Here is a 13,761-nt window from a genome sequence, read left to right as displayed (position 1 = left end):
GAGCAGAAATGGTCGGGTGCCCGCAGGCGACCCGACCATTTCTGCTCACGAACTGTGCGCGTTCCTACTTCGACGGGGCTCCGGCGGCCTCGGGCTGGGCGGTCACGCCGCCGGTCTGCTGCCAGGCGACGGTCTGCTTCGGCTTCGCCAGGAACAGCGCCGCCACGATCGCCGCGATGAGCACGATCGCCGGAAGGAACAGCGACTCACCCATGGCCCGCGAGAACGGCTCGAGCAGGAACCCGGGCAGTCCGCCGACCTGCTGTTCGGCACCACCGGCGGAGGTCCCACCGGTTGACGCCGGGAAGTTCGCGGTGATCCGGGCCTCCATCAGCGCGGCGATGCCGGCCGAGCCGAGCACGGCGCCGATCTGACGCGTGGTGTTGTAGACGCCCGAGCCGGCACCGGCCAGCTTCGGCGGCAGGTTGCGCGTCGCCGAGACGGACAGCGGACCCCACATGCAGGCGTTGGCGATGCCGAGGAGCGCGCTCGGCAGGAGCACCCATCCCCAGTCGGCACTCGACGACAGCAGGGCGCCGAACCAGAACAGTCCGGCCGAGAAGCACGCGAGACCGAACGCGGCGACCCAGCGCGGGTTCCACCGGTTGAGGTTCTTGCCGACGAGCGGGGCGAGGCCGGCGGACAGCACGGCCTGCGGCACGAGGAGCAGTGCAGCCTGGGTCGGCGAGAACCGCAGGACGTCCTGCGCCCAGAGCATGATCGGCAGCGCGAACGAGGCGATCGCGACACCGACGGCCGTGATGGCGACGTTGGCCAGGGTGAAGTTGCGGTCCTTGAACAGGCCGAGGGGCAGCAGCGGCTCGCCCTTCTGCACGCCCTGCCAGACGACGAACCCGGCGAGCACCACGAGCCCGACGATGATGAGCGACCACACCGAGATCGGTCCGGCGATGACGCCCCAGTCGTAGGTCTCGCCTTCCTGGATGCCGAAGACGAGCAGGAACAGGCCGGCCGCGGACAGGAAGATGCCGAGGTAGTCGAAGCGGTGCCCGTGGCGGTCGAACGACGGCACGAAGCGCTGCGCGAGGACGAACGCCACGACACCGACGGGGACGTTCACGAAGAAGATCCACTCCCAGCCGAAGCCGTCGACGAGCAGACCGCCGACGATCGGGCCGACGAGCGAGGCGACACCGGCGACGGCGCCCCAGAGACCCATCGCGGCACCGCGGTTCTGCGGCGGGAAGATGCGCGTGATGACGGACATCGTCTGCGGGCTCATCATCGCGGCGCCGAGACCCTGCACGACGCGGGCCACGATGAGCATCTCGATCGAGCCGGCGAGACCGCACCAGAGGCTGGCGAGCGTGAACACCACGAGGCCGATCTGGTACATGACCTTCGGGCCGAAGCGGTCACCGAGGCGGCCGGTGATGAGCAGCGGCACGGCGTAGGCGAGCAGGTACGCGCTCGTCACCCAGATCACGGAGTTGATGTCCGCGTCGAGCTTCTGGGCGATGGTGGGGGTGGCGACCGACACGATGGTCGAGTCGACGAGGATCATGAAGAAGCCGACGACGAGCGCCCAGAGGGCGGGCCACGGCTTCTTCTCGGTCGTCCGCGGAGGCGTGACGGTGGTCATCGAGTGGTGTCCTTGCTGTTCGTGGGGAAGTCAGTGTCTGTGGGGACGGCCGGGCCGTCCCAGGGGAGGTCGCCGCTGGCGATGCGGTCGACGGTGGTGCTGAGCCACTCGACCTGCGCGGCGAGCATCGCACGGACGTACGACACGTCGAGCCAGTACCGCTCGGTCAGCTGCTTGGCCTGCACGCGCTGGAGTGCCTGGTCGTAGTCGTCGCGCTCCTGTTCGAGTGCGACGATCCGGGCCCGGACGGCATCGACCGCCTCGGTGTGCGGCAGGTTCTCGAGCACGGAGAGGGCCAGGTGGAACTCCGGGTACTCGTCCGCGGGCTCCGCCACCATGCGGCGGAGGCCGTCCGCGAGCGCTGCGCGACCGGCGTCGGTGATCGTGTAGGTGGTGCGTTCCGGCCGGTTGCCGTCGCGGTCGGTGCCCACGACCTCGGCGAACCCGAGCTCGGCGAGGCGGCCGACCTGGTGGTACAGGGTGCCCGGGCGGACCTTGACGTTCCGCTCCTCCTGCCGGTGGACCATCGTCTGGAACATCTCGTACGGGTGCATCGGTGCCTCGTTCAGCAGGTCGAGCGCGGCGAACGCAAGGGGCGTGAGCGACGCCATGCGGGCCTCCTGACGGATCGATGCGGCAGTCTTCCGACTGGACTATTCGACTTCGAATATACGGAGTCGAACACAGGTGAGCAAACGCACAGCACGTTCTTCACAGGAGGCCCGGATCCGTCCCGGCGTGTCGCGCGCGCCCCGTAGACTGGTCGCGTCCCCCACCCCTGAAGCGCTGGAGAGAACACGTGCCAACGATCGTCGTCGAGGTCATGCCCAAGGCTGAGATCCTCGACCCCCAGGGCAAGGCGGTGGGCAACGCCCTCGCCCGTCTGGGCAAGGCCGACCTGACCAACGTCCGCATCGGCAAGCGCTTCGAGGTGACCGTCGACGGCCCCGTCGACGACGCCAAGCTGGCCGAGGTCCGCGACATCGCCGCCGACGTCTTCTCGAACGCGGTCATCGAGGACGTCGTCTCCGTGACCATCGAAGGTCAGTGACCCGGATGCGCATCGGCGTCATCACCTTCCCCGGCTCCCTCGACGACCGTGACGCCCAGCGCGCGGTCCGTCTCGCCGGTGCCGACCCCGTCGCCCTCTGGCACGGCGACCACGACCTGCAGGGCGTCGACGCCATCGTGCTGCCCGGCGGGTTCTCGTACGGCGACTACCTGCGCGCCGGAGCGATCGCCGCGAAGGCGCCGATCATGGCCGAGGTCATCGACGCCGCCGGCAAGGGCATGCCTGTGCTCGGCATCTGCAACGGTTTCCAGATGCTGGCCGAGGCCCGCCTGGTCCCCGGGGCCCACACCCGCAACGCGCACCAGCAGTTCATCCGCCGCGACCAGATGCTCCGCGTCGAGACCACCTCGACCGCCTGGACCTCCGGGTTCACCGCGCAGCAGGAGATCACGATCCCGCTCAAGAACGCCGACGGCCGTTTCGTCGCCGACGCCGACGAGATCAAGCGCATCGAGGACAATGGCCAGGTCGTGTTCCGCTACGTCGGGGTGAACCCGAACGGGTCGATCGACGACATCGCCGGCGTCTCGAACGAGCGCGGCAACGTCGTGGGCCTGATGCCGCACCCCGAGCACGCGACCGAGCCCGGCTTCGGCCCGGACACCGCCGCTGCCATGGCCTCCGGCACGGACGGCCTCACCTTCTTCACCTCCGTGATCGAGTCGACGCTCGTCAAGTGACGGCCGCGACTCCAGTGACAGGGAACGACAACACCGTGACGACTTACGTGCGCCCGAAGCCCGACACCGTGCAGGATGCCGCGGCGACTCCCGACAAGGACCAGCCGTACGACGCGCTCGGCCTGAAGCCGGACGAGTACGCCCGCATCAAGGAGATCCTCGGCCGCCGCCCCACCTCGGGCGAGCTGGCGATGTACTCCGTCATGTGGTCCGAGCACTGCTCCTACAAGTCCTCGAAGAACTACCTCCGTCAGTTCGGCAAGAAGGTCACGCCGGAGATGACGAAGAACCTGATGGTCGGCATGGGCGAGAACGCCGGTGTCGTCGACGTCGGCAACGGCTGGGCGGTGACCTTCAAGGTCGAGTCGCACAACCACCCGTCCTACGTCGAGCCGTACCAGGGCGCCGCGACCGGCGTCGGCGGCATCGTCCGCGACATCATCTCGATGGGTGCCCGCCCGGTCGCCGTGATGGACCAGCTCCGCTTCGGCGCGATCGACCACGAGGACACCGCACGCGTCGTGCACGGCGTCGTCGGTGGCATCTCGTTCTACGGCAACTGCCTCGGCCTGCCGAACATCGGCGGCGAGACCTACTTCGACCCGGTGTACCAGGGCAACCCGCTCGTCAACGCCCTGGCGGTCGGCGTCCTGCGGCACGAGGACCTGCACCTGGCGAACGCGTCCGGAGCCGGCAACAAGGTCGTGCTGTTCGGTGCCCGCACCGGTGGCGACGGCATCGGCGGCGCGTCGATCCTGGCGTCCGACACCTTCACCGAGGGCGGCCCGACCAAGCGTCCCGCCGTCCAGGTCGGCGACCCCTTCGCCGAGAAGGTCCTGATCGAGTGCTGCCTCGAGCTGTTCCAGAAGGAACTGGTCGAGGGCATCCAGGACCTCGGCGCCGCGGGCATCTCCTGCGCCACGTCAGAGCTCGCGAGCAACGGCGACGGCGGCATGCACATCTCGCTCGACGACGTCCTGCTGCGCGACCCCACGCTCACGGCCGAAGAGATCCTGATGTCGGAGAGCCAGGAGCGCATGATGGCGGTCGTCCGCCCCGACAAGCTCGACGAGTTCCTCGCCGTGGTCGGCAAGTGGGAGGTCGAGACCAGCGTTCTCGGCGAGGTCACAGGCACCGGCCGTCTCGTCATCGACTGGCAGGGCCAGGAGATCGTCAACGTCGACCCGCGCACCGTCGCCGTCGACGGCCCGGTCTACGACCGCCCGGTCGCCTACCCGACCTGGATCGACGCGTTGCAGGCCGACACCGCCTCGTCGCTCGACCGACCGGCCGACGGCCCCGCGCTCAAGGCGCAGTTCCTCAGCCTGCTCGGTTCGCCGAACCTGGCGTCGAAGAACTGGGTCACGAACCAGTACGACACCTACGTGCTCGGCAACACGGCCCTGGCGTTCCCCGACGACGGTGGCATGATCCGCGTCGACGAGGAAACGGGTCTCGGTGTCGCCATCGCCACCGATGCCAACGGCCGCTACTGCCAGCTCGACCCGAAGCAGGGCGCGCGTCTGGCCCTGGCCGAGGCGTACCGGAACGTCGCCGTCACCGGTGCCGTCCCCGCTGCGGTCACCGACTGCCTGAACTTCGGCTCCCCCGAGAACCCCGAGGTCATGTGGCAGTTCTCCGAAGCGGTCGAGGGACTGGCCGACGGCTGCATGGAGCTCGGCATCCCGGTCACCGGCGGCAACGTGTCGTTCTACAACCAGACCGGCTCGACCCCGATCCACCCGACCCCGGTCGTCGGTGTGCTCGGTGTCATCGACGACGTCGCCAAGCGCGTCCCGTCGGGCTGGCAGGACGACGGCCACAACATCTACCTGCTCGGCACCACGAGCCTCGAGCTCGACGGGTCGGCCTGGGCCGGCACGGTGCACGGCCACCTCGGCGGTCGTCCGCCGGCGGTGGACCTCGGTCGCGAGAAGGAGCTCGCCGAGCTGCTCTTCGCAGCGAGCGGCGAGCAGCTGCTGACGAGTGCGCACGACCTGGCGGACGGTGGCCTCGGCCAGTCGCTCGCCGAGTCGGTGCTCCGCTTCGGCCTCGGCGCCCGCGTGGTCCTCGACGAGCTCGAGTCCCGCGACGGCGTCGACACCGCGACCGCGCTGTTCTCCGAGTCGACCGGTCGCGTCATCGTGACCGTCCGTCGCGAGGACGACGTCCGCTTCCAGGGCCTGTGCGACGGCCGGGGCTTCCCGGTCCTGCGCATCGGCGTGACCGACGCCACGTCGAACGCGCTCGAGGTCCAGGGGGCGTTCACGGCGACGCTCGACGAGCTCCGCGGCACGCACAACGCGACGCTGCCGGCCCGCTTCGGCGACGTGATCGTCGAGGACGTCACCGAGGGGTACGTCGGCCGTGGGCCGCTCGACTCCGACGGTGCGTTCTCGCCGCGCACGGACTCCTAGGCCCGGCGGACACCGCGTGCCCATCGTCACCCTGCCCTTCGCGGAGCTCGTCGGCCGGTTCGGCCCCGTGCCGGACGGCATCGAGCTGGACGTGTGGGACGTCGAGGCGCCGTACGGTCGCCCGGACGACGTCGCCATCACGTTCCTGCCGTTCTACTTCGGTGGACGGCACCGCTGGCAGTTCGTGCACGACCTGCCGGCGCTCGAGCTCCTGCAGCTGCCGAGCGCCGGCTACGAGCACGCGGTGCCGCACGTGCCCGGTCACGCCCAGCTGGCGAACGGTCGGGGGATCCACGACGACGAGACCGCCGAGCTCGCCGTCGGCCTGGCGCTGACCTCGCTGCGTGAACTCGGGGCGTTCCAGGCCGATCGCGCCAACGGTGTCTGGGACGCCCGGAAGACCCGTTCCCTGGCCGACCGCCGGGTCACGGTCGTCGGCTACGGCGCGATCGGGTCGGCGATCGCCACCCGCTTCGAGGCGTTCCGCACCGAGGTCACCGTCGTGGCCCGCACCGCTCGCGACCAGGACGGTCGCCACGTGCACGCGTTCGGCGAGCTGCCCGAGCTCGCACCGACGACGGACGTCCTCGTGCTCATCGCGCCGCTGACGGACGAGACCGAACGGCTGGTCGACGCCGAACTGCTGGCCGCGCTGCCCGACGGCGCCCTGGTGGTGAACGTCGCTCGCGGCAAGGTCGTCGACACCGATGCACTGGTGGCGGAGCTGCAGTCCGAGCGGCTGTTCGCGGCGCTCGACGTCACCGACCCCGAGCCCCTGCCCGACGGCCACCCGCTGTGGACGACGCCGAACACGGTCCTCACGCCGCACGTCGGGGGCAACACCGACCTGAGCGTCCCGCGGTCGATCGAGCTGATGCGTCGGCAGGTCGCCGCGCTGGCCGAGGGTCGCCCGTTCGAGAACCTGATCGAGCGCTAGCGACCTGTCGGCGTCAGTCCAGTCGGAGTGCCATGCCGAGACTCGGCGCGACGTCGTCGAACCCGAGCGATCGGTACAGCCGCTGACCGGGCGGATCCCCGACGAGCGTGACGTAGGCCCCGGCGGGTGCTCGGTCGCGGACGTCCTCGAGCAGCCACTCGACCACACGGCGTCCGAGCCCACGGCGCTGGTGGTCGGGATCGGTGGCGATGTCGGCGATGTGGAAGTACCACCCGCCGTCGCCGATCGTCCGGCCCATCGCCACCGGTGTGCCGCCGGCGTCCGCGACGTGGCACGCCGACCAACTGCCGGCAATCGCCCCGGCGCCCTGCTCGGCGTTCTTCGGTGAGAGTCCGGAGTCCTGGCGCAGACGCAGGTAGTCCGTCAGCGGCGGTGCCCCGACGACCAGGGTGTACGGATCGACCTCGGTCACGGTCAGAGCGGGACGATGCACGTCGGGGTCCCGACGGCGATCTGCTCGACGGCCTCGCCCGGCACACCGTCGGCACCGATCGGCAGCACGGCGATGGCGTCCGACCGCTCGTTGGCGACGAGCACGTACCCCGGCACCCGGGCGAAGTGCCGCGGCCAGGCTCCCCCGCACGACGCGGACCCGACGAGCGCGAGCCCGTCGTCGGCAGCGTCGAGCACCACGATCAGGTCGCGGCCACGGACGGCGACGATCACACGTCCGGCATCGTCGACCTCGATGTGGCTGAGGAGCGACTCCCCCACCGCACCCTCGAACGTCGGGGTCGAGGCGATCGTCACGAGCGAGCCGGACTCGTCGCGGCGGAGTCGGTGGACAGCGCCGTCGAGCTCACCGGCGACGAACAGGTCGCCTGCGTACCAGGCCAGGTGCCGCGGGCCGACGCCGGGCGCCACGTGGTGCACGCGCAGCGCCTCGAGCGTGGGGACGCCGTCGGCCGACACGGTCACGCGGAACTCGTGCAGCGCGTCGCCACCGAGGTCGGCGACGAGCACCGTGCCGTCCGGCGTCGCGACGGACTGGTGCGCGTGCGGCGCATCCTGCCGGTCCTGCACCGGGCCGGTGGCGGCGGGCAGGGTCGCGACGGCGATGGCCGAGGCGGGGACGGCGAGCCGGTCGGTTCGGCCGTGCACGCCGTCTGCGGGCAGGACGACGCCGTCGCTCGCGAGGACCGAGGCGGAGAACGACTCGGCCGCCGCCAGGGACACGGCGGTGACGGTGCCGGAGACGTAGTTGGTGACGATGAGCGCCCCGGACGGGTCGACCCGCAGGTGGCACGGGGCGTCACCGCCGGCGGAGGCGTCCCACAGGTGTTCGAGCGCGCCGTTCTGCATCCGGAAAGCGGAGACGCCGCCGTCGTTCGTCTCGGACACGGCGTAGACACGGTCGCCCGACACGGCGAGGAACGAGGGATCGTCGAGCACCGCGACGGTACGAGCGACCGCGCCCGCGCGGGCAGCCCCGCCGTCGACGAGGGAGATGCCGGTCGCGTTCCCGCCGCCGGTGGCGGTGTAGGAACCGACGAGCAGGGTCGGCAGGTCGACGCTCATTCGTCGCGTCCGGCGATGCGCTCGTGGTGGTGGATGACCTCGGCGACGATGAAGTTGAGGAACTTCTCGGCGAAGGCGGGGTCGAGGTGCGCCTCGGCGGCGAGGCTCCGGAGCCGTGCGACCTGGATCTGTTCGCGGTCCGGGTCGGCGGCGGGCATGCCCGATTCGGCCTTCAGGTGCCCCACTCGCTGGGTGTACTTGAAGCGCTCGGCGAGCATGTGGATGACGGCGGCGTCGATGTTGTCGATGCTCTGCCGGATGCTCCGGAGTTCGGCGACAGCCGTCGCTTCGGCCGTCGCTTCGGGCTCGGGCGGGGTGACGTCGTCGCTCATGCCCCGAGCCTACTGGCGGACGCGCAGCCGAACCCCGCCGACGCCTGCGAGAATGAGCACATGTCGGTCTTGCTCGTGATCTCGGGCGTGTGTGCGGTCCTCGCTGGCCTCGTCCACGTGTACATCTGGTTCCTCGAATCCATCATCTGGACGAGTCCACGCGCCCGCAAGGTGTTCGGCATCGCGACCGAGACCGAGGCCGACGCGACCCGCTCCCTCGCGTTCAACCAGGGGTTCTACAACCTGTTCCTGGCGATCGGCGCGATCCTCGGTGTCGTGCTGGTGCTGGCGGGCAACACCGCGACCGGCTGGACCCTCGTCGTGTTCTCGACCGCGAGCATGCTCGGCGCCGCGGTGATCCTGGTCGGCTCCGGCCGCAAGTACGTCAACTCCGCGTTCAAGCAGGGCACGCTCCCGCTGATCGCCCTGCTCTTCGCGCTGCTCGGCTCGAGCTTCCCCGTCTGAGCCGCCTGAGCCGCCTGAGCCGTCTGCGCCATCTGAGCCGCCTCGACCACACCGTCAGCCCCGCCACGCAAATGCGACAGGGTGCCGCCGAACATCGGCGGCACCCTGTCGCTTTCGCGGGTGAAGACCGGCCAGGTCAGCCGAGCTTGTCCTCGAACTGGGCCGGCAGCTTGTCGAGCGCCCACTCGATCGCAGCGGTGGTGCCCATCGAGAACGCCGACGACACGTCCTTGTCGTCGAAGACGATGTAGTGACCGGCCTCGACCGACGGCACCTTCTGGAACAGCGGGTCGGCCTCGGCCTTCGACGCGTCGACGTAGATCGGCAGGACCAGCGTCAGGTCGGCGTCGAGCAGGTCGAGGTTCTCGTCGGACAGCGTGACGGAGAACGCCTTGCCGGCTTCCTTGTCGATGGCCGACGGGATCGTGAACCCGAGGTTCTTCATGAACGACGAGCGGCTGTCGGTGGAGGCGTACGCCCCGAAGCCCTCGGAGCTGTACGCACCGACGACGGCGGTCTTGCCCTCGAAGTCCGGGTGGGCCTTGCGCGCCGTGGCGTAGGCGTCGTCGAGGTCGGAGAGCAGCTTCTTGCCCTCGGACTCCTTGCCGAGCGCCTTCGCGATCATCGTGGTCTGCTGCTCGGTCGAGGCGAGGTAGTTCTCGCCGCCCTTCGGGATCGCGACGGTCGGCGCGATCGCGGACAGCTTGTCGTACCGGTCCTTGTCGCCCGACGACTTCACGTCGAGGATCAGGTCGGGGTTGAGCTTGAGGATGTCCTCGTAGCTCGGCTCGAGCGTCTGGATGATCTTCGGCGACTTCGTGTACGCGTCCTTCAGCCACGGGCCGACGCCGTCGCCACCGAAGGCGAGCCAGTCGCTCGCGCCGACCGGCTGCACGCCGAGCTCGAGCGCGGTCTCGGCGTCACCCCAGCCGAGTGCGACGACGCGCTTGGGCTGCGAGTCGATCGTCGTGGTGCCGAGGCCGGTCGTGATGGACACCGGGAAGGCGCCGTCGGACGAGCCGGACGAAGCCGTGTCGGTGGACGAGCCGGAGCCCGAGGCACAGCCGGCGAGGACGAGGGAGGCTGCGGCGACGGCACCCGCAGCGGCGAGGACACGTCGGAGACGAAGGGATGAGCGGATCACGAAGGGTAGCCTAACCTAACGGGGCGTACAGGAATTCAGCTGGATAGGCTGGGTGATCGTGGCCGTCCCAGATCCAGACCGCACGCGCCTCGCGGTGCTCGGCTCCCCCATCGCGCATTCGCTCTCCCCCACACTCCACGAAGCGGCCTACGACGCGCTCGGGTTGGGGTGGTCGTACGGGAGGCACGAGGTCGCGTCCGGCGGGCTCGACGCGTTCGTCGCGGGGCTGGGTCGCGAATGGCGCGGGCTGAGTCTCACGATGCCCCTCAAGCGCGAGGTGCTGCCGCTCCTGGACCGCACGACCCCGTTGGTCGATGAGCTCGGGGTCGCGAACACGGTCGCGTTCCGACGCGAGGGGTCCGCCGTCGTCCGCGCGGGCGCCAACACCGACGTCCAGGGACTCGTCCGCCCGGTCGAGGCCCTCGGACACCTGCCCGGCGAGGCGACGATCCTCGGTGGCGGGGCGACCGCGGCGAGCGCCCTCACGGCGGCGGTGCGGCTCGGGGCGTCGCTCGTGCGGGTGTTCCTGCGCGACACCGCGAAGGCCGGCGCGCTCGTGGAGCTGGCCGTTCGCCTCGGCGTCTCGCTCGAGGTCCTGCCGCTCACCGACCTACCCGGAACCCGCCACGGGTTCGTCCTGTCGACGCTGCCCGGCGGCGCCGCCGACCCGCTCGAGCTGGTGCCGTCGGGGTCGGACGCCGTGCTGTTCGACGTCGCCTACGAGCCGTGGCCGACCGCCGCCGCGTCGCGCTGGGCCGATGCCGGCGGCCGGGTGCTGAACGGCCTCGACATGCTCACCGAGCAGGCCATCGGGCAGATCCGTTTCTTCCTGACCGGTGACGAGGACGAACTCCTCCCCGACGAGGCCGCCGTTCGCCGTTCGATGCGCACCGCCGTCGGCCTGCCCGCCGTCATCAGCAACTAGCCGACGCCGACGCACCGCGGTCAGCCGCGGGACCGCGCCTCGGCGTCGAGCAGGGCGACGGACACGTCCCACAGCCGGTCGGCCTGGTCCGGGTCGAGCGCCCAGGGCAGCACGCCGTGCAGGCCGTCCTCGATCCGCTCCACCACCGCTGCTTCGTGGCAGTCCTCGAAGTAGCGACCCGTGACCCCGTCGAGTTCCGGTGCGGTGGCGAGCAGGACCGAGGTCGCGGCTCCTTGCTCCGAGGTCTTCACGGCGTCGGCGGCGGCGATCTTCGTGGCGGCGAGGACCTCCGGGTCCCAGTGCTTCTGCAGCCCGGTCCAGATCCCGCCGGGCATCAGGGCGTTCGCGGTGATGCCGTCGGCGGCCCACCGCCGGCCAGCGGCGACGGCGAACAGCACGTTCGCGGTCTTCGACTGGCCGTAGGCGAGTCCGGGTTCGTAGGGACGCCGGCGGAAGAACAGGTCGTCGAACACGACGGGCGAACCGCCGTGGCCGCTCGACGACACCGAGACGATGCGGGCCGAACCCGAGGCCGCCAGGGCGTCGTGCAGCCCGAGCGCGAGGGCGAAGTGCCCGAGGTGGTTCGTCGCGAACTGCGACTCCCACCCGGCGGGCGTGTACGACTCGGGCGCGTCCATGATGCCGGCGTTGGCGACGAGCACGTCGAGCGGCCCCGACCACGCTGCGGTGAACGCCTCGACGGAGCCCGGGCGGTCCAGGTGCAGTTCGACGACGGCCGGTGCGTCGGTCCCTGTCGACCGGGCGATGTCGTCCGCGACCCGGCGGCCGGCGTCGACGTCCCGCACGGCGAGCGTCACGCGCGCCCCGGCTCCGGCGAGTGCTCGGGCGGTCTCCACCCCGATGCCGGACGCGGCGCCGGTGACGACCGCCGTGCGTCCTGTCAGGTCGAGGCCGTCGACGACCTCGGCGGCCGTGGTCCGGTCGCCGAAGCGGGTGAGGTCGCGTGCGGGCATGTCGACTCCTGTCAGCTGGCGTGGTGCGGAGCCGTCAGGCGACGACACCGTCCACGTAGAACCATCGTCCCTGCTCGCGGACGAACTCGCTCGTCTCCTCGAGCGTCCCGCGGTCGTCGTCGGAACGCCACCACGCGCGGAACGCGACCGTGCCCTGGGAGTCGAACGGGCCTCCCGAGGTCGTCGTCAGGACGTCCAACCGGGTCCAGCGCTGGGACGCGTCCAACTCGAGGGCTGCCGGTCGGGTGCGCGGGTGCCAGGTGAGCAGCAGGTACTCCGGCAGGCCCAGCGCGAACGCGCTGAAGCGTGAGCGCATCAGGCGCTCCGCGGTCGGCGCGGCCGCTCCGCGGTGCAGGGGGCCGCAGCACTCGCCGTAGGGGTTGCCGCTCAGGCAGGGGCAGCGCGTCTCGTCGGTGACCACGCCGGAACGCTAGTCGACGATCGACAGCGCGACGGTGATGTTGCCGCGGGTGGCGTTCGAGTACGGGCAGATCTCGTGCGCACGCTCGGCCAGGCGCTGGCGCTGCTCCTGCGGGGCGGCCGGTGCGTAGACGTCGAGCTCGACCGCCAGGCCGAAGGTGCCGTTGCCGACGCCGCCGATGCCGACCTCGGCGGAGACCTCGGCGCCGGTGGTGTCGAGGTCGAGTTCCTTGCCCGCGGCGTGCAGTGCACCGAGGAAGCACGCGGCGTACCCGGCGGCGAACAGCTGCTCGGGGTTGGTGCCCTCGCCGCTGCCGCCCATCTCCTTCGGCGGGCGGGTGTCCAGGTCGAGCCGGTCGTCCTCGCTGCGGACGTGCCCGTCGCGGCCGCCTCCGGTGGCGTGGGCGGCTGCGGTGTAGACGATGTCGAGACTCATGGATCCGAGGTCATCGCGCCCACCTGGACGTGTGCTGCGCGTGCCCGGGGTGCCGGGGCCGGGCGCCCGCGCGTGCCCGGGCCGCCGGGCGTGTCCGCGCGTGCCGCGGGGTGCCCGCGGCGCACTTCGTGAACTTCGTGAGCAGAAATGGTCGGGCCTCACGAGCGCACTCGACCATTTCTGCTCACGAAGTACCGAGCGCCCGAGCGCCCGAGCCACGACACCCCGCGCCCGGGTAGACATGACACGTGTTCAAGATCGGGTGGCAGGTGTACCGGGAGCGACTGCCCGAGGTCATCGGTGAGCGCATCCGCCGACGCATGGTGGTCGTCGGCGCGATCGTCGCGTCGACCGCGTTCGTCGTGCTGCTGCTCGTCGGGGTGCTCCTGGACCGCCTGGACGACCCCGTTCCCGGTCCCGCTGGCGTCGTCGTCGCGGTCGTGGTGGCCGCCGGCTTCGGGTGCTTCGGCGCATCGATGACGCCGGTCGGCCCGAAGGGATGGGCCGTCCCACCGATCCCGGGCATCGGCTGGCGCACGCAAGAGGCCATCGCCCGTTACTACGGCAGGAACCCTCCGGCGGTGGACCCGCAGCACCGCGATGCCGTGCTCCACGGTCTGCTGGAGAGCCGCGACCAGATCGTCCGCTTCGCCACCCGTTCGTTCCTGCAGTTCGTCAGCTGGGTGGGTCTCGTCCTCGGCACGGTGGTCTTCGTCCTCACGTTCCCCGTCGACGGCGACCGGATGATCGTGCTCCTCGGTGTGTGGTCCATGTGGCTCGTCTTCTCGAGCGGCACGGGCGTCATGGGGATCCGCAC

At 70.7% G+C, this 13,761-nt stretch carries 16 protein-coding genes; 7 read left to right on the top strand and 9 right to left on the bottom strand.

Annotated features, from left to right (window positions below; all coding sequences use genetic code 11):
- Positions 1-64: 64 nt before the first annotated feature.
- Both GVL05_RS18645 and GVL05_RS18640 read right to left on the bottom strand, forming a co-directional pair.
- Positions 65-1,603: a DHA2 family efflux MFS transporter permease subunit gene (locus tag GVL05_RS18645; RefSeq protein ID WP_131921275.1), complete on the bottom strand. Its 1,539-nt coding sequence runs from the start codon at positions 1,601-1,603 to the stop codon at positions 65-67.
- The gene (locus GVL05_RS18640; protein WP_159574110.1) at positions 1,600-2,214 is read right to left on the bottom strand and encodes a PadR family transcriptional regulator; all 615 of its coding nucleotides are present in this window, start codon (positions 2,212-2,214) and stop codon (positions 1,600-1,602) included. Before GVL05_RS18640 ends, GVL05_RS18645 begins: the two co-directional genes overlap by 4 nt.
- A 188-nt stretch (positions 2,215-2,402) precedes the next feature.
- On the opposite strand from GVL05_RS18640, the gene purS reads away from it, so the two are divergent.
- From purS to GVL05_RS18620, 4 genes are read left to right on the top strand one after another with little or no spacing between them, the layout of a single operon-like run.
- Entirely contained in the window at positions 2,403-2,654 is a 252-nt protein-coding gene (gene purS, locus GVL05_RS18635) for a phosphoribosylformylglycinamidine synthase subunit PurS (protein WP_159574109.1), read from the top strand.
- A 5-nt stretch (positions 2,655-2,659) separates the two neighbouring features.
- Positions 2,660-3,355, top strand: coding sequence for a phosphoribosylformylglycinamidine synthase subunit PurQ (gene purQ, locus GVL05_RS18630; protein WP_159574111.1), 696 nt, complete (start codon positions 2,660-2,662; stop codon positions 3,353-3,355).
- A 35-nt stretch (positions 3,356-3,390) separates the two neighbouring features.
- Positions 3,391-5,772, top strand: a complete 2,382-nt coding sequence (gene purL / locus GVL05_RS18625) for a phosphoribosylformylglycinamidine synthase subunit PurL (RefSeq protein WP_235036061.1) — start codon at positions 3,391-3,393, stop codon at positions 5,770-5,772.
- A 16-nt stretch (positions 5,773-5,788) separates the two neighbouring features.
- Positions 5,789-6,709, top strand: coding sequence for a 2-hydroxyacid dehydrogenase (locus GVL05_RS18620; protein WP_159574107.1), 921 nt, complete (start codon positions 5,789-5,791; stop codon positions 6,707-6,709).
- 13 nt (positions 6,710-6,722) lie between these two features.
- On the opposite strand, the gene GVL05_RS18615 is transcribed toward GVL05_RS18620, so the two are convergent.
- The 3 genes from GVL05_RS18615 to GVL05_RS18605 are packed head-to-tail and all read right to left on the bottom strand — an operon-like array spanning position 6,723 to position 8,580.
- Positions 6,723-7,142, bottom strand: coding sequence for a GNAT family N-acetyltransferase (locus GVL05_RS18615; RefSeq protein ID WP_159574106.1), 420 nt, complete (start codon positions 7,140-7,142; stop codon positions 6,723-6,725).
- A gap of 2 nt (positions 7,143-7,144) precedes the next feature.
- Positions 7,145-8,248: a beta-propeller fold lactonase family protein gene (locus GVL05_RS18610; RefSeq protein ID WP_159574105.1), complete on the bottom strand. Its 1,104-nt coding sequence runs from the start codon at positions 8,246-8,248 to the stop codon at positions 7,145-7,147.
- On the bottom strand, positions 8,245-8,580 hold the full coding sequence (locus tag GVL05_RS18605; RefSeq protein WP_123293629.1) for a chorismate mutase: 336 nt from the start codon (positions 8,578-8,580) through the stop codon (positions 8,245-8,247). Before GVL05_RS18605 ends, GVL05_RS18610 begins: the two co-directional genes overlap by 4 nt.
- 60 nt (positions 8,581-8,640) lie before the next feature.
- On the opposite strand from GVL05_RS18605, the gene GVL05_RS18600 reads away from it, so the two are divergent.
- Positions 8,641-9,045 carry a DUF1304 domain-containing protein gene (locus GVL05_RS18600; protein WP_123293628.1) on the top strand — a complete coding sequence of 135 codons (405 nt, stop codon included), beginning with the start codon at positions 8,641-8,643 and terminating at the stop codon, positions 9,043-9,045.
- Positions 9,046-9,181: 136 nt separating this feature from the next.
- Here the strand turns inward: GVL05_RS18600 and GVL05_RS18595 are convergent, their stop codons facing one another.
- A complete protein-coding gene (locus tag GVL05_RS18595) occupies positions 9,182-10,189 on the bottom strand; it encodes an iron-siderophore ABC transporter substrate-binding protein (RefSeq protein WP_123293627.1) in 1,008 nt (335 codons plus the stop codon).
- 58 nt (positions 10,190-10,247) lie between these two features.
- Here GVL05_RS18595 and GVL05_RS18590 point away from each other — a divergent pair, with 58 nt between their 5' ends.
- A complete protein-coding gene (locus tag GVL05_RS18590) occupies positions 10,248-11,114 on the top strand; it encodes a shikimate dehydrogenase (RefSeq protein ID WP_159574104.1) in 867 nt (288 codons plus the stop codon).
- 20 nt (positions 11,115-11,134) lie between these two features.
- Here GVL05_RS18590 and GVL05_RS18585 read toward each other — a convergent pair whose 3' ends face one another.
- From GVL05_RS18585 to GVL05_RS18575, 3 genes are read right to left on the bottom strand one after another with little or no spacing between them, the layout of a single operon-like run.
- The gene (locus GVL05_RS18585; RefSeq protein ID WP_159574103.1) at positions 11,135-12,088 is read right to left on the bottom strand and encodes an SDR family NAD(P)-dependent oxidoreductase; all 954 of its coding nucleotides are present in this window, start codon (positions 12,086-12,088) and stop codon (positions 11,135-11,137) included.
- 34 nt (positions 12,089-12,122) lie between these two features.
- Positions 12,123-12,509: a YchJ family protein gene (locus GVL05_RS18580; protein WP_131921280.1), complete on the bottom strand. Its 387-nt coding sequence runs from the start codon at positions 12,507-12,509 to the stop codon at positions 12,123-12,125.
- Between the two features lie 9 nt (positions 12,510-12,518).
- The gene (locus GVL05_RS18575; protein ID WP_159574102.1) at positions 12,519-12,944 is read right to left on the bottom strand and encodes an organic hydroperoxide resistance protein; all 426 of its coding nucleotides are present in this window, start codon (positions 12,942-12,944) and stop codon (positions 12,519-12,521) included.
- Between the two features lie 248 nt (positions 12,945-13,192).
- On the opposite strand from GVL05_RS18575, the gene GVL05_RS18570 reads away from it, so the two are divergent.
- Positions 13,193-13,761 (top strand): hypothetical protein (locus GVL05_RS18570; protein ID WP_159574101.1); only part of this gene is annotated, 569 nt, incomplete at its 3' end.

The sequence above is a fragment of the Curtobacterium sp. 18060 genome, assembly GCF_902706105.1.
Classification (GTDB): domain Bacteria; phylum Actinomycetota; class Actinomycetes; order Actinomycetales; family Microbacteriaceae; genus Curtobacterium.
The sequence above is the reverse complement of the archived record's forward strand: the minus strand, read 5'-3'. Positions and strand labels throughout refer to the sequence as shown.

Bases quoted from the DNA above. Each gene is read 5' to 3' on its own strand.
- GVL05_RS18645 (WP_131921275.1), bottom strand. From the start codon at position 1,603: ATGACCACCGTCACGCCTCCGCGGACGACCGAGAAGAAGCCGTGGCCC.
- GVL05_RS18640 (WP_159574110.1), bottom strand. From the start codon at position 2,214: ATGGCGTCGCTCACGCCCCTTGCGTTCGCCGCGCTCGACCTGCTGAAC.
- purQ (WP_159574111.1), top strand. From the start codon at position 2,660: ATGCGCATCGGCGTCATCACCTTCCCCGGCTCCCTCGACGACCGTGAC.
- GVL05_RS18610 (WP_159574105.1), bottom strand. From the start codon at position 8,248: ATGAGCGTCGACCTGCCGACCCTGCTCGTCGGTTCCTACACCGCCACC.
- GVL05_RS18605 (WP_123293629.1), bottom strand. From the start codon at position 8,580: ATGAGCGACGACGTCACCCCGCCCGAGCCCGAAGCGACGGCCGAAGCG.
- GVL05_RS18600 (WP_123293628.1), top strand. From the start codon at position 8,641: ATGTCGGTCTTGCTCGTGATCTCGGGCGTGTGTGCGGTCCTCGCTGGC.
- GVL05_RS18585 (WP_159574103.1), bottom strand. From the start codon at position 12,088: ATGCCCGCACGCGACCTCACCCGCTTCGGCGACCGGACCACGGCCGCC.
- GVL05_RS18575 (WP_159574102.1), bottom strand. From the start codon at position 12,944: ATGAGTCTCGACATCGTCTACACCGCAGCCGCCCACGCCACCGGAGGC.